The sequence below is a fragment of the Bradyrhizobium liaoningense genome (assembly GCF_018130955.1).
GTDB lineage: Bacteria > Pseudomonadota > Alphaproteobacteria > Rhizobiales > Xanthobacteraceae > Bradyrhizobium > Bradyrhizobium liaoningense_C.
The window spans coordinates 1-12,358 of the sequence record NZ_JAFCJM010000042.1; the positions used below are offsets into that span (position 1 = coordinate 1).

Below are 12,358 nucleotides of genomic sequence, written 5' to 3' on the forward strand. Positions count from 1 at the left end.
TCTCCCTGGAACACTGAAGCTTCGCAACCTCAGCTTCCTCGGTTCAGACCAGATGGACAACCTCCTGAGAGACCAAACCTAGCCAGCCCTGACGCTGGCGATGAATTCGCCGACTTCACGCTTCAGGACTTCGGCCTGCTGCGACAGGTCGACGGCCGAATCCCGCGCCTCCGACGCCATCCGTCCGGTCTGGGAGGAACTCGCGGTGATCTGGCCGATGTGATTGGAGACGTCGAGCGTGCCGCGCGCGGCGTCCTGGGCGCTGGAGGTGATTTCCTGCGTCGCATTGCGCTGCTGCGCCGTGTCGACCTCGATGCCCGACATGATCGACGAGATCTCGGACAGCGTCTTCGAGATGGCGTCGATCGCGCCGCGCGTTTCGGCGGTGATGCCCTGGATGCTGGCGACATGGGAGGTGATCTCCTCCGTCGCCTTGCTGGTCTGGTGGGCGAGGCTCTTCACCTCCGAGGCGACCACCGCAAAACCCTTGCCGGCCTCGCCTGCCCGCGCCGCCTCGATGGTGGCGTTGAGCGCTAGCAGATTGGTCTGCGAGGCGATAGCCTGCACGAGCTGCACGACCTCGCCGATCTTGTCGGCGGCGTCAGACAACGTGTGAATGGTGTCGCGGCTCTTCTGGGCCTCGACCGCCGCGCCCTCGGCGCGCTGGGTCGCATCCGTGACGCGGCGGCTGATGGTGCCGATCGAATTCGTCATCTCCTCAGCGGAGCCTGCGACCGTCTGCACGCTCGCACTGGCCTGGCTCGCGGCGCTCGCCACCGCATTGGCCTTGCTGCTGGTCTCGTTGGCGACATCGGACAAGGTTTCGGCGTTGCGCTTCAGATGGACCGCCGAGGAGGCCACGCTGTCGACAACACCGGCGACGAGCTCGTTGAACCCCTTGATCCTGGCGTCGAGATATTTTGACCGCTCGGCCTGGTGCTGCGCCTCGTGCAATTGCTGCTCGGTGAGCCGCCGCCGCTCGACGCCGTTGGTCTTGAAGACCTGCAACGCGCCGGCGAGCAGCCCGATCTCGTTGGAGCCGCCCAGCCCCGGGATCGGCGTCTCGAATTTCTGGTCGGCGACTTCCCGCATCGCATGCACGATCGCGGAGAGTGGACGCAAGATGCCGTTGCGGACGGCAAACCACGTCGTGAGGCAGATCGCGAAAGCGACGACGGCGATCGCGCCGCACGCGATCAGGAAGTAGGAGAACGCCGCCTGGGACTGCTGGTAGATCTGCATCGCATGATCGCGCGCGGGACCGCTGAGCGCAGCGAAATCGGCCGACAGGCTCGTGATCTGGCTGTTGAGATAGAGCACGGCGACAAAACCCGTGCCGCCGCCGATGCCAAGCAGGAACAATAATGCCGCGACGACGGCGCCGACCAGGAAGCGGATCGTCAGTTTGCTGTCGGAGAACATCGGGATGACTCGTCTGAGGTAAGCGCGGCAAGACACTTCCAGACAAATCTCAAGATTGCATGAAGCGGCCTTTGCTAGCCGGATTTGGCGTCGTCCGACATCAGCGCGGCGAGCCTTGCCTCTTCGTCAGATGTGAGAGGCGGCGCGGGTACATCTGCACCGCCCCGCGATCGACGCCGGATCTGAAACCACAGCGCGATACCACCGAGTGCCAGCACGACCGGCGTGAGCAGCCACAGCAACAGGGTTTGGCGTTCGAAGCGTGGCTTGAGCAGCACGAACTCGCCGTAACGCACGACGAGGAAGTCGATCACTTGCGAATTGCTGTCACCGGCGGCGATCCGCTCGCGCACCAACAGCCGCAGATCGCGCGCTAGCGGCGCCTCGGAATCGTCGATCGACTGGTTCTGGCAAACCATGCAGCGCAATTCGCGCGACAGCTCGCGTGCGCGGGCTTCCTTGGCGGGATCGGCCATGATCTCATCGGGCTGCACGGCGTGAACCGCAGGCAGGCCGAGCAGCACGAGCGCAAAGATCACAGCCATCATCCGACGCATCTGATCACTCCGCCGGCTGAAGGCGCTGCTGCGCCCGCGCCGGCTTTGGCGCACCGACCCGCAGCCGCCGATCCGACAGCGACAGCATGCCGCCGAAGGCCATCAGCACTGGCCCCCACCAGATCAGCAGCACCAGCGGCTTGTGATAGATGCGGACGGCAATCGCGCCTTCACTCGTGACGTCGCCGAGCGAGACGTAGAGCTGGCTCGCGCCACGGGTCAGAAGTGCGGCCTCGGTGGTCGACGAGCCGCGGGTCGAAAAACTGCGCTTCGATGGCGCCATGACGCTGACCTTGTCGCCATCGCTGAAGACCTCGAACTGCGCGATCATCTCGCGGAAGTTGGGACCCTGGCGCTGCAGCAGGCCGTCGAGCTTCAACTCATAGCCGGCGACCTTGGCGACGTCCTCGGGCTTCATCGTGCCGATATATTCGCTGTTCCAGGTGGTCTCGCAGACGATCCCGATCAGCGCGACGCCAAGGCCCGCATGCGCGAACGCCGTGCCCCAGACCGAGCGCGGCAATCCGCGCGCGCGGCTCAGCGCGGTTGCGAAGGGCACGCGGAACAGGCCGGCGCGCTCGACGAGGTCGGTGAGCGAACCCAGGATGACGAAGACCGCGAGCGCAATCGCGGGCGCCGCCAGCGCGCTGCCGCCGCGGGCCCAGGCCCACACCAAGGCGAGCACGAGCAGCGCGCCGATGCCGGCCGCCATCAGCCGTTGGGCAGCGCCGAGCAGATCGCCGCGCTTCCAGGCCAGCATCGGGCCAAAGGGAACGGCGATCAGCAGCGGCACGAACAGCGGCCCGAACGTCAGATTGAAGAACGGCGCGCCGACGGAAATCTTCTCGTGGGTCAAAACTTCGAGCCCGAGCGGATAGAGCGTTCCGACCAGCACGGTCGCGCAGGCCGTGGTGAGGAAGAGGTTGTTCAGCACCAGCGCGCCCTCGCGCGAGATCGGCGCGAACAGGCCGCCCTGTTTCAGCGACGAGGCACGCGCGGCGTAGAGACTGAGGCTGCCGCCGATGAAAACACAGAGGATCAGGAGGATGAACACGCCGCGCGTCGGATCGCTGGCAAAAGCATGCACGGAGGTGAGGACGCCCGAACGCACCAGGAAGGTGCCCAGCAGCGACAAGGAGAAGGTCAGGATCGACAGCAAGATGGTCCAGACCTTCAGCGCATTGCGCTTCTCCATCACCAAGGCTGAATGCAGCAGCGCGGTGCCGGCAAGCCACGGCATGAGCGAAGCATTCTCGACCGGATCCCAGAACCACCAGCCGCCCCAGCCGAGCTCGTAGTAAGCCCAGTACGAACCCATGGCGATGCCGAGCGTGAGGAAGATCCACGCCATCAGCGTCCACGGCCGCACCCAGCGCGCCCAGGCCGCATCGATCCGCCCTTCCATCAGCGCCGCAATCGCAAAGGAGAACGAGATCGAGAAGCCGACATAGCCGAGATAGAGCATCGGCGGATGCACGGCGAGGCCGATGTCCTGCAAGACCGGATTGAGATCGCGTCCCTCGATCGGCGGATTGGCGATCCGCAAAAACGGGTTCGAGGTCATCAGGATGAAGAGATAGAAGGCGCTGGCAACCCAGGCCTGCACGCTCAGCACATGCGCGCGCAGCGACAGCGGCAGGTTGTTGCCGAACAGTGCAACGAGGCCGCCGAACAGCGCCAGGATCGACACCCACAGCAGCATCGAGCCTTCATGGTTTCCCCACACGCCGGTGATCTTGTAGATCAGCGGCTTCATCGAGTGGGAGTTCTCATAGACGTTGGCGACGGAGAAATCCGAGGCGACGTGCAGCGTGACCAGCGCAATAAAGGACGCGCCGACGAACAGGAGCTGCGCCAGCGCGGTCGAGCGCGCGACGTTCATCAGCGCGGCGTCGTTCAGCCGCGCGCCGATCAGGGGAACGATCGACTGGATCAGCGCCAGCGCGAGCGCCAGCACCAGCGCGTAATGTCCGGACTCCGCAATCACCGCACGGCTCCCTTCGGATCGCCCTGCGCGGTCACGCCGGGTTTTGCGCCGTAATCGTCCTTCCAGTGGCCCTGCTTCTTCAGGGCATCGGCGACTTCCTTGGGCATGTAGGTCTCGTCGTGCTTGGCCAGCACCGTATCGGCCTTGAACACGCCGTTGGCATCGAGTGCGCCTTCGGCGACGACGCCCTGCCCTTCGCGGAACAGGTCGGGCAAAATACCCTTATAGGCAACCGGAAGTTTTGCATTGCCGTCGGCGACCTCGAAGGTGACCGCGAGATTGTCGCCGCGCTGGAGCGAGCCGGGCTGCACCAGGCCGCCAAGGCGGAACCGCTTGCCGGGCTCGACGTGCTTCTCGGCCACCATTGATGGTGTCGAGAAGAACACGATGGAATCGCGCAAGGCATTGAGCACCAGGGCTGCCGCGAGCGCGAGCACCGCGAGCGATCCGCCGATGATTGTCATACGTCGCTGCTTGCGCGTCATGGTAGGTCTCTTCCCGAGCTGGATCGTCCCGCGATCGTCATCCATCGAGCCCCAGATTTTTCAGGCCCTCGTTGAGCTGGCGCAACCGGTCTGCGTCGTTGGCAATCGCCTGGCGCGCATCCGATAGCGCAGCCTTCGCCTTGTCGCGCTCGCCCATCACGAGATAGGCGCGCACGAGGCGCAGCCAGCCGTCGACGTCGTCGCCATTCTGCTTGAGGCGCGTGGCCAAACGCTCGACCATTCCGCGCACCATCGCGCCGCGGTCCCCCTCGCTCAAATCCTTGGCCGCCGCGAGCGTCTCGTCCGAGAGCGCGGGTGCCGCGCTGCCGCCGACCCGCACCAGCGACGACGCTACCAGCGGACGCCACGGCGCATCGGCCGGCGCCTTCGCCAGCAGCCCGCGCCAGATCTTTGCCGCATCGTCCTTGCGGCCGTCCTGCTCGGCCGCAAGACCGAGGAAGTAATTGGCCTTCGGCTCCTCGGCATTGAGCGCGAGCGCGCGCTCGAACTCGCTCTTGGCTTCCGCCGTCACCACGCCGCCCGCGGCCGCCGACAGCGCCTCGCCGAGATCGGAATGGCGCTCGGCGTTCTCGCCGCTATAGGTCAGCACGTTGCGGTAGGCGCGCACGGCATCGTCGTAACGGCCGAGCCGTTCGAGCACCGGCGCGAGCACGTTCCAGCCGCGGCCGTCGGTCGGGTTCTTCTCCAGATGCTGCTCGACCTGCGTCACGAGGTTTTCGAGCGATTGCGCCATGTTGGGCGCGCGGCTGCGCTCGGCGAGCGGAAAGTCCTTGAGCTGGGGCGAGCCGAGGGGGGCATAGACGCCGATGGCGACCAGCGGCACACCGATCAGCGCCAGCACGGCCGCGGCGCGGCGCCAGTTCACATGGGACTGGCCGGCTGACGCCTGTTCTGAGCTTGCGGCCGCCAGCAGGCGGCGGCCGATCTCGACCCGCGCGGCCTCGGCTTCGGGAGCGGCGATAAGCCCTGCGGCAAGATCCCGCTCGATCTCGGCGAGTTGGTCCTTGTAGACCGCGGTCTCGCTGCCCTGACCTTCAAGGTCTTGGCTGGCGTCGCGATTGCCACGGCCGAGCGGCCAGAGCACGGCGAAGATCGCCGCGACCGTCATCAGCGCGAACACGAACCAAGGAGTCATCAGGCAGGTTTCCGGCAGCGCGTGACCCGCGCCCTTGCGTCGCTTTACACCACGCCTAGGCGGTGCGCCAATTGACAATTGTCAATTGGACGCGAGGCAGACTGGGACCGAAATGGTTCAAATCCAACGGCTTAGCCGACCTCGAACTCGACACTTCGCGCGGCATCCTCGCCATGCCCGTTGAGGGCTTTGAGGAAATAGGTTCCGGGCTTGATCGTATCGGGCAGTCTGATGCGCAGCGCGCCGACGGGGACGGGGGACGCAATCGTCGTGACGGGCTCGACGAGCTGCCGGCCGCTCGCCTTCTCGACCAGCACGACCTTGGCCCTGACCATCAACCTGCGATAGGTCGCCGAAATGACGCGGTTCTCGATTTCCACGAAGCTGATGACGGGTTTCATGCGCCCACGAATTGAATTGTCCCGGACTTGCGCGGCGGACCGTACGGTGCGCCTCGGGTCAGGTCAACCACAAATTGTGGCTAGTAAAATTGCGCCTGATTTAGCCGGCGCGCGACGATTTGCGCTCACCGGTCAGCGCATTCTCGGCCGCCCGGCTCATTAGCGACGCGTAATCGTCGCCGAACAGCACCTCGCAGAAGCGGATGGCGGCCTGCATCTGCTGCTGCCGGTAGGTGCGGACCTTGAGGTCGGCGGCACGCAGCGATTGCACCAGCGATTCCGTGGAGCGCTCGACATATTGCTGGAGGTCGGAATAGGTGCGCAGCGTCACCTCGTTGATCGCGAGCTCGCTCGCATAATTGCGGCAGGTCGCGACGAAGTCGATCAGCGCCACGGTCTCTTCCACCTCGGTGGAGTCGATCCGCGCGCCCGGCGGAATGTCCTTCTCGGCACGCTGGCGCAGGATGCGGCGAACGCGGCCGGGAACGCTGTCGATCTCGGATTGCAGGGCGTTGGAAATGTCGGCGCGGATCGAGGTGAGTTGCTTGCCCCAGGCGGAATCATTGCGCAGGTCGAGCTCGGTGCGGAGGCCGCGCACACCGTCATGCAGCGCCTTCAGGTTCTCCCCGATATTGTCGAAGCGGCCGCGCTTGATGTCCATGCGCAGCATCGCGGCGAGACAGGACAGATCGTGCAGCGCGATCGTGACGGCCACGCCGAACGGCGTCGCCGCGACGCGGATCTCGTCATCGGAGGCGGCCATCTTGATGGCGAGGCGGATGATCTGCCAGGGCGCCGTCATGCGCGCGATCACCATGGTCAGCGCGAACGGCAGCATCTGCGGCGTCTGCAAAGCGGGAACGTTGAGCGCCGCCGTCACCGAGGCGATCTGGGAATCTCCGAAAGCGCGCAGGAACCGCGGCAGGCGGCCGTTCAGTGTCTCGACCGCTTCGCGAAGCTGCAGCACCGCACCGATCGAGTAGAGATCCTCGATCACGTTGGGCGGCCCGACGCGGGCGAGCGCGCGTGATTTGTCGCCGCCGCCGGGGCCGGTCAGTTGATAGATCGCATCCGCCGCGACGCCCTGCATCTTGCGGGCGAGCGCTTCCACCTGGCCTTCGTCCGACAGGCGGCCGAGCGCCCTCTCGAACTCGCGCACCTGCTCAGGGGCGCCGTCACGCCCCAGCCACTGCCAGATCGGCGGCAGCGAGGAGCGGCGGATCTGGCCGACGCGGATCGGAATGCCGGCATCGACCAGGAAGGGCTCGAGGGGCTGGAACAGGACGCGCGCCGGGTCTCCGCTGCGCGCCGGCGTATCGTCGTCGGGCTCGGCGGCGCGCACGATCCGGCGCAACTGGTCGAGCACGAGGGTCGCCACGGCCGTGTCCTGGCCGCGTTCGAGCGCGCGCTCGAACTCCCGCATCAGCAGCGCCTGCGCCTGCGGCGGGAGCTGCGCGAGATAATCTCTCAGCCGCTCGATCGATGTCTGGCTCATGAGCCCGGTATGCACGGTGGTCAGGCGGACGGCAGGGTGCGTCCGTGCGCGATCATAGGGGCGTGCGCGTTAAGAAGCCCTTTAGGAAGTTGGGTCGGAGCGACGCCTTTTGACCCGAAAAGCTCCGGAGTACGACAAGAAAAGCCTCGTCGGAACAACGACTAAACTCCGGGGAGCACCAGTTCCGCCCGCAAGCCTCCGATCGGCGCGTGACCGAGCGTGAGGCCGCCGCCATAGAGCGAGGCCAGGTCGGTGACGATCGACAGGCCGAGCCCGGACCCGGGCTTGGACTCGTCGAGCCGCTGGCCGCGCCGCGCGACCTGCGCCCGCTCGGCCTCGGACAGGCCCCGCCCGTCATCATCGACGATGATCCGCATCCGGTGCCCCGCCCCCGGCTTGTTCGGGGCTTCCACCGCGACCTCGATGAAGACACGCGAGGCCGCCCATTTGCAGGCATTGTCCACGAGATTGCCGACCATCTCCTCCAGGTCCTGCCGCTCGCCGCGAAATTTTGCGGCCGGATCGGCCTTGGCCTCGACGCTGATGGCGCGGTCGCGATGGATCTTTTCCATCGTCCGCCGCAACGCCTCGATGGTCGGGGCCACCTCGGTCACGGTCGAGACGATCGAGACGCGGGCGGCAATGCGCGCGCGCTCCAGATGATGGGCGACCTGGTCGCGCATCACGTCGGCCTGCTCCATGACTTTCGAGGCGAACGGGTCGGCCGCGTGCGCGCTCGCCTCGTTGACGATGACAGACAGCGGCGTCTTGATCGCATGCGCGAGATTGCCGACATGAGTGCGCGCGCGCTCGACGATCTCGCGATTGGCGTCGATCAGGGCATTGGTCTCGCGCGCCAATGGCGCGATCTCGACCGGGAATTCGCCTTCGAGCCGTTCCGCACGGCCGGAGCGGATGTCGGCGATCGATTCCGATATCCGCTTCAGCGGCGCGAGGCCGAAGCGGACCTGGAACACGGTGGTCAGCAGCAGCACGATGCCGAGTGCTGTGAAGGTGCCGCCGAGGTAATAGTCGAAGCTGCGTGTCTCGTCGAAAATCTCGGTGGCATCGCCCGCGACGCTGACGAGATATTTGCCGTCGGCGCCGAGATCGACGGGGCGCTCGACCGTGCGCAGGGTCTGGCCTTCGGGTCCGTCGACATAAGCGAGCCGGATGCCGGCCGCGGTGAGCTCGGTGCCCTGCTCTTCTAGCTTGGGCAGCTTCTTGTCCCACAGCGAGCGCGACGAGCGCGCCTCGGGCTTCTCGGTGTCGGTGCGGGTGATCTGCCAGTACCAGCCGGACAGCGGCAGCTCGAACAGCGGTTCGCCCAGCGACTGGAACTGGCGGTCCGGCGGCTCGTCGGGGGTGGCCACCTCGGCGATCAGGGTGCGCAGATAGAGGTTGAGGCGGCGGTCGAAGGCGCGCTCGGTGGCGTTCTTGTACACCGACGACAGCACGACTCCGGTGATGGCGAGAATGACCACGAGCCACGCGGTTGCCGACAGGAACAGGCGGTTCGCAAGCGAGCTAGCGCGCATCGGAAGGGCCCGAGGTCGCGTAAGGGGCGGCGCGGAATAGCGAGACGGTCATAGGCGACCAAGAGCCCTGTCGCGCGGCCGGGTCAAGCTCCAGGTACTTGTTTTGACGCGTTTTCTTTACGCGAACCGGCATCCGCTTCGCTCGAAACCGCTCTCCCTTCAGGCCCCCGGCGCGGCCGGCGGGGTCAGGAGATAGCCGAGGCCACGGACGGTCTGGATGATGTCGACGTCGAGCTTCTTGCGGATACGGCCGACAAAGACCTCGATCGTGTTGGAGTCGCGGTCGAAATCCTGGTCGTAGAGGTGTTCGACCAGTTCGGTGCGGGAGACGACGCGCCCCGAATGGTGCATCAGATAGGCCAGCAGCCGATATTCGTGCGAGGTCATTTTCACGGGATTGCCTGACACGCTGACCCGGCCGGTCCTGGTGTCGAGCGTCACCGGCCCGCAGGAAAGTTCGCTCTGGGCATGTCCGGCCGAGCGGCGCAGGAGCGCGCGAATCCGGGCCAGCACCTCCTCCAGGTGGAAGGGCTTTGCGACATAGTCGTCGGCGCCGGCGTCAAAGCCCTGGACCTTGTCGCTCCAGCGGTCGCGGGCGGTGAGGATCAGGACCGGCATGGTGCGGCCGTTGCGCCGCCAGGCCTCCAGCACCGAGATGCCGTCCTTCTTCGGCAGGCCGATGTCGAGCACCACGGCGTCATAGGGCTCGTTGTCGCCGAGATAATGCCCCTCCTCGCCGTCGAAGGCACGGTCAACCACGTAACCGGCGTCGGCCAGGGCCTTGGTGAGCTGGCGATTGAGATCGGGGTCGTCCTCAACAACGAGCAGGCGCACGCGTCTCTCCAAATGGGCTGCAAGATGGGCTGCACGAGATCCGTCCCCAGATGACCTCTCCCGGCGTGAACTGAATATGAACGCGGGGAACCCACAAAAGTTACATTTTGGTCATGTACCGACATGCCGCCGCGCCCGCCACGGCGACGGCAAGCCGCCGCCCCCGACGGGCGCAATCTGCCGCTTAACGCGGTGAGTCGGAAGCGCGAATGATCAGGTCCGGAAGAACACGAACCAGATGACGCCGAGGATCAGGATCGCAAGTCCGGTCGAAACGGTGAGCAATGCGGCTATCGACGGTCCCAGCTCACCTTGGCGCGCTTCGGTCGGGGTCTCGACGATCTGATGTTGCTGTCGCGTGGTTGCCATGGTGACCTCAATGCTTGCGTGTCGCGTCCAAACGCCGCGACCTCCTCGCGGCCTGTTGCCGTCCGCAGAGCCAACGCCCGATCGCGAACGGGGTTCCGGCTTGCCGCCGGGCGCAGACCCGCCTGCTCGTGTGCGGGTGCGGCCATGCGAGGACTGGTTAACGCCGTTGCAAGATTCCATCCCGGCCCTCGCTATGATTCGGGGTTCCCGGATGGTATTCTTGTCTGCTGTCCCAGTTGCGTTTGGAGTAACCCATGGCCCCCAGAGCCAATTGGAAGGGTTTTTTGCGCCTCTCGCTCGTGACCTGCCCGGTCGCGCTGTACCCGGCCACCTCGGACACCGAGAAGGTGTCCTTCAACCAGATCAACAAGAAGACCGGCCACAGGATCAAATACCTCAAGGTCGATGCCGAGACCGGTGACGAGGTGTCGTCCGACGACATCGTCAAGGGCTACAAGGTCGACACCGACACCTATATCGAGGTCACCAAGGACGAGCTCGACGACATCGCGCTGGACTCGACCCACACAATCGAGATCGACGAATTCGTGCCGAAGGCCGACATCGACAACCGCTATCTGATCCGCCCCTATTATCTGGTGCCGGACGGCAAGGTCGGCCACGACGCCTTCGCGGTGATCCGCGAAACCATCCGCACCATGGACAAGGTCGCGATCGGGCGCGTCGTGCTCACCAACCGCGAGCACATCATCGCGCTGGAACCGCTCGACAACGGCCTGATGGGCACGCTGCTGCGCTACCCTTACGAGGTGCGCAGCGAGAAGGACTATTTCGACGACATCCAGGACGTCAAACTCACCAAGGACATGCTCGACCTCGCCAAGCACATCGTCGAGAAGAAGTCCGGCGCGTTCGAGCCTGAAATGTTCGAGGATCATTACGAGACCGCGCTGATCGACCTCATCAACAAGAAGCGCAACGGCCTGCCCGTCGCCAAGGCTGCGCCGAAGACCGCCGGCAACGTCATCAACCTGATGGACGCGCTCAAGAAGAGCCTCGCCAGCGAGAAGGAGGCCGCGCCTGCGGTCGCGAAGGCAAACGGCAAGGCCAAGAAGACGAAGAAGCGCATCGAGGGCCAGCGCGAGATGCTGCTGCCGATCGCCGGCAAGGGCGGCAAGACCGCAACGCCTAAGGAAGCGCCGCCGAAGAAGGCCGACAAGCCGGTGCGTGCGCCGGCGCGCGGCAGGAAGGCCGGATAGCAGCACCACCTCCGGGCGACGCAGCCGTGATGTCCCTTCTCGCGTATCGCCCGGCCTGACATGCCCTGGTCGGCGCCGTTCGACGAACCGATCCCCCTGCCCGGCGGACGCAAGCTGCGCACACTTCAGCAGGCGGCCGACTACATCATGCAATTGAGCGAAGCCGAACAGCACGAGGCGCGCTGGCAGGTCGCGATCGAGAACCTGATCAACGCGGCCGAGACCGGCGGCGGCTGGCTGATGTTCGCCCGCATCGGCATGCTGCGTGCGCTGAACGCGCCGCGCCGCGGCTGACGGGCTATTTGAGCGACGTGCTGACGGAGGCGTATTTGCCGTTCATGGCGGTGCCGATCCCCTGCACCGCGGTCACGATCACGACGCTGATGCCGGTCGCGATCAGGGCGTACTCGATCGCGGTCGCGCCGGATTGATCGGCGAGAAACTTCATCATCAGCCGCCGCATGCGAGACTCCTGTCGAAACGGATTTGGCGGCTTCTCCGCCGTCGTGCGAGAGCGGCAATCTATTGTGAAGGGATTGCCGCGATGTTGACGAAAAGCGTCAACGCTTCGTTAAATGCGTTGGCCGCATGCGCGATCGGTTCGACGCATCCCCGATGCTGCGCCACGGTAATCCTACGGAAGACCAAATTAACCCTCGATTGTCCGTCCGCGCAGCATGGTTGGCCGCGTTGGAGCCAGGTCCTGTGCAGCAGCAAGACACGAGACGAAACTACATCGGCATCGTGAACGACGCGACCGAGGAAGAACGGGCCGCCGATACCGCGGCGCGTTCGCAGCCGCACGTCGTGAGCGATCTGGTCGGACGTCTTGCGGCGGCGCTGAAGCGCCGCGCCAGGCTCCGATCGGGACGGCCACCCTCGGCTTGAGTCACC

Annotated in this window: 14 protein-coding genes; 3 read left to right on the forward strand and 11 right to left on the reverse strand. The window is 65.5% G+C overall.

The window, feature by feature from the left end; genetic code table 11:
* Positions 1-78 precede the first annotated feature (78 nt).
* The 10 genes from JQ632_RS27440 to JQ632_RS27485 all read right to left on the reverse strand — a co-directional run bounded on the left by JQ632_RS27440 (position 79) and on the right by JQ632_RS27485 (position 10,244).
* On the reverse strand, positions 79-1,422 hold the full coding sequence (locus tag JQ632_RS27440; RefSeq protein ID WP_212405764.1) for a methyl-accepting chemotaxis protein: 1,344 nt from the start codon (positions 1,420-1,422) through the stop codon (positions 79-81).
* Between the two features lie 74 nt (positions 1,423-1,496).
* Positions 1,497-1,979, reverse strand: coding sequence for a cytochrome c-type biogenesis protein (locus JQ632_RS27445; protein ID WP_212405765.1), 483 nt, complete (start codon positions 1,977-1,979; stop codon positions 1,497-1,499).
* Between the two features lie 4 nt (positions 1,980-1,983).
* On the reverse strand, positions 1,984-3,966 hold the full coding sequence (locus JQ632_RS27450) for a heme lyase CcmF/NrfE family subunit (protein WP_212405766.1): 1,983 nt from the start codon (positions 3,964-3,966) through the stop codon (positions 1,984-1,986).
* Positions 3,963-4,451 carry a cytochrome c maturation protein CcmE gene (gene ccmE, locus JQ632_RS27455; protein ID WP_212405767.1) on the reverse strand — a complete coding sequence of 163 codons (489 nt, stop codon included), beginning with the start codon at positions 4,449-4,451 and terminating at the stop codon, positions 3,963-3,965. Before ccmE ends, JQ632_RS27450 begins: the two co-directional genes overlap by 4 nt.
* Before the next feature lie 37 nt (positions 4,452-4,488).
* Positions 4,489-5,607: a c-type cytochrome biogenesis protein CcmI gene (gene ccmI / locus JQ632_RS27460; protein WP_212405768.1), complete on the reverse strand. Its 1,119-nt coding sequence runs from the start codon at positions 5,605-5,607 to the stop codon at positions 4,489-4,491.
* Between the two features lie 131 nt (positions 5,608-5,738).
* Positions 5,739-6,008, reverse strand: a complete 270-nt coding sequence (locus tag JQ632_RS27465) for a hypothetical protein (protein WP_212405769.1) — start codon at positions 6,006-6,008, stop codon at positions 5,739-5,741.
* A 100-nt stretch (positions 6,009-6,108) separates the two neighbouring features.
* Positions 6,109-7,503 carry a hypothetical protein gene (locus JQ632_RS27470; protein WP_212405770.1) on the reverse strand — a complete coding sequence of 465 codons (1,395 nt, stop codon included), beginning with the start codon at positions 7,501-7,503 and terminating at the stop codon, positions 6,109-6,111.
* Between the two features lie 161 nt (positions 7,504-7,664).
* The gene (locus JQ632_RS27475; RefSeq protein WP_212405771.1) at positions 7,665-9,041 is read right to left on the reverse strand and encodes a sensor histidine kinase; all 1,377 of its coding nucleotides are present in this window, start codon (positions 9,039-9,041) and stop codon (positions 7,665-7,667) included.
* A 159-nt stretch (positions 9,042-9,200) separates the two neighbouring features.
* On the reverse strand, positions 9,201-9,875 hold the full coding sequence (locus JQ632_RS27480) for a response regulator transcription factor (RefSeq protein ID WP_212405772.1): 675 nt from the start codon (positions 9,873-9,875) through the stop codon (positions 9,201-9,203).
* A 213-nt stretch (positions 9,876-10,088) separates the two neighbouring features.
* Positions 10,089-10,244, reverse strand: coding sequence for a hypothetical protein (locus tag JQ632_RS27485; protein WP_212405773.1), 156 nt, complete (start codon positions 10,242-10,244; stop codon positions 10,089-10,091).
* Positions 10,245-10,498: 254 nt separating this feature from the next.
* On the opposite strand from JQ632_RS27485, the gene JQ632_RS27490 reads away from it, so the two are divergent.
* Positions 10,499-11,464 (forward strand): Ku protein, encoded by a 966-nt coding sequence (locus JQ632_RS27490; RefSeq protein WP_212405774.1) that lies wholly within the window; start codon positions 10,499-10,501, stop codon positions 11,462-11,464.
* Positions 11,465-11,524: 60 nt separating this feature from the next.
* Positions 11,525-11,758, forward strand: coding sequence for a hypothetical protein (locus JQ632_RS27495; RefSeq protein ID WP_212405775.1), 234 nt, complete (start codon positions 11,525-11,527; stop codon positions 11,756-11,758).
* A 4-nt stretch (positions 11,759-11,762) separates the two neighbouring features.
* Here the strand turns inward: JQ632_RS27495 and JQ632_RS27500 are convergent, their stop codons facing one another.
* On the reverse strand, positions 11,763-11,927 hold the full coding sequence (locus JQ632_RS27500; protein ID WP_212405776.1) for a Flp family type IVb pilin: 165 nt from the start codon (positions 11,925-11,927) through the stop codon (positions 11,763-11,765).
* Between the two features lie 242 nt (positions 11,928-12,169).
* On the opposite strand from JQ632_RS27500, the gene JQ632_RS27505 reads away from it, so the two are divergent.
* Positions 12,170-12,352 carry a hypothetical protein gene (locus tag JQ632_RS27505; RefSeq protein WP_212405777.1) on the forward strand — a complete coding sequence of 61 codons (183 nt, stop codon included), beginning with the start codon at positions 12,170-12,172 and terminating at the stop codon, positions 12,350-12,352.
* The last annotated feature ends 6 nt before the right edge of the window (positions 12,353-12,358 follow it).

Bases quoted from the DNA above. Each gene is read 5' to 3' on its own strand.
- JQ632_RS27445 (WP_212405765.1), bottom strand. From the start codon at position 1,979: ATGCGTCGGATGATGGCTGTGATCTTTGCGCTCGTGCTGCTCGGCCTG.
- JQ632_RS27495 (WP_212405775.1), top strand. From the start codon at position 11,525: ATGCCCTGGTCGGCGCCGTTCGACGAACCGATCCCCCTGCCCGGCGGA.
- JQ632_RS27475 (WP_212405771.1), bottom strand. From the start codon at position 9,041: ATGCGCGCTAGCTCGCTTGCGAACCGCCTGTTCCTGTCGGCAACCGCG.
- JQ632_RS27485 (WP_212405773.1), bottom strand. From the start codon at position 10,244: ATGGCAACCACGCGACAGCAACATCAGATCGTCGAGACCCCGACCGAA.
- JQ632_RS27465 (WP_212405769.1), bottom strand. From the start codon at position 6,008: ATGAAACCCGTCATCAGCTTCGTGGAAATCGAGAACCGCGTCATTTCG.
- JQ632_RS27470 (WP_212405770.1), bottom strand. From the start codon at position 7,503: ATGAGCCAGACATCGATCGAGCGGCTGAGAGATTATCTCGCGCAGCTC.
- JQ632_RS27500 (WP_212405776.1), bottom strand. From the start codon at position 11,927: ATGCGGCGGCTGATGATGAAGTTTCTCGCCGATCAATCCGGCGCGACC.
- JQ632_RS27440 (WP_212405764.1), bottom strand. From the start codon at position 1,422: ATGTTCTCCGACAGCAAACTGACGATCCGCTTCCTGGTCGGCGCCGTC.
- ccmI (WP_212405768.1), bottom strand. From the start codon at position 5,607: ATGACTCCTTGGTTCGTGTTCGCGCTGATGACGGTCGCGGCGATCTTC.
- JQ632_RS27490 (WP_212405774.1), top strand. From the start codon at position 10,499: ATGGCCCCCAGAGCCAATTGGAAGGGTTTTTTGCGCCTCTCGCTCGTG.
- ccmE (WP_212405767.1), bottom strand. From the start codon at position 4,451: ATGACGCGCAAGCAGCGACGTATGACAATCATCGGCGGATCGCTCGCG.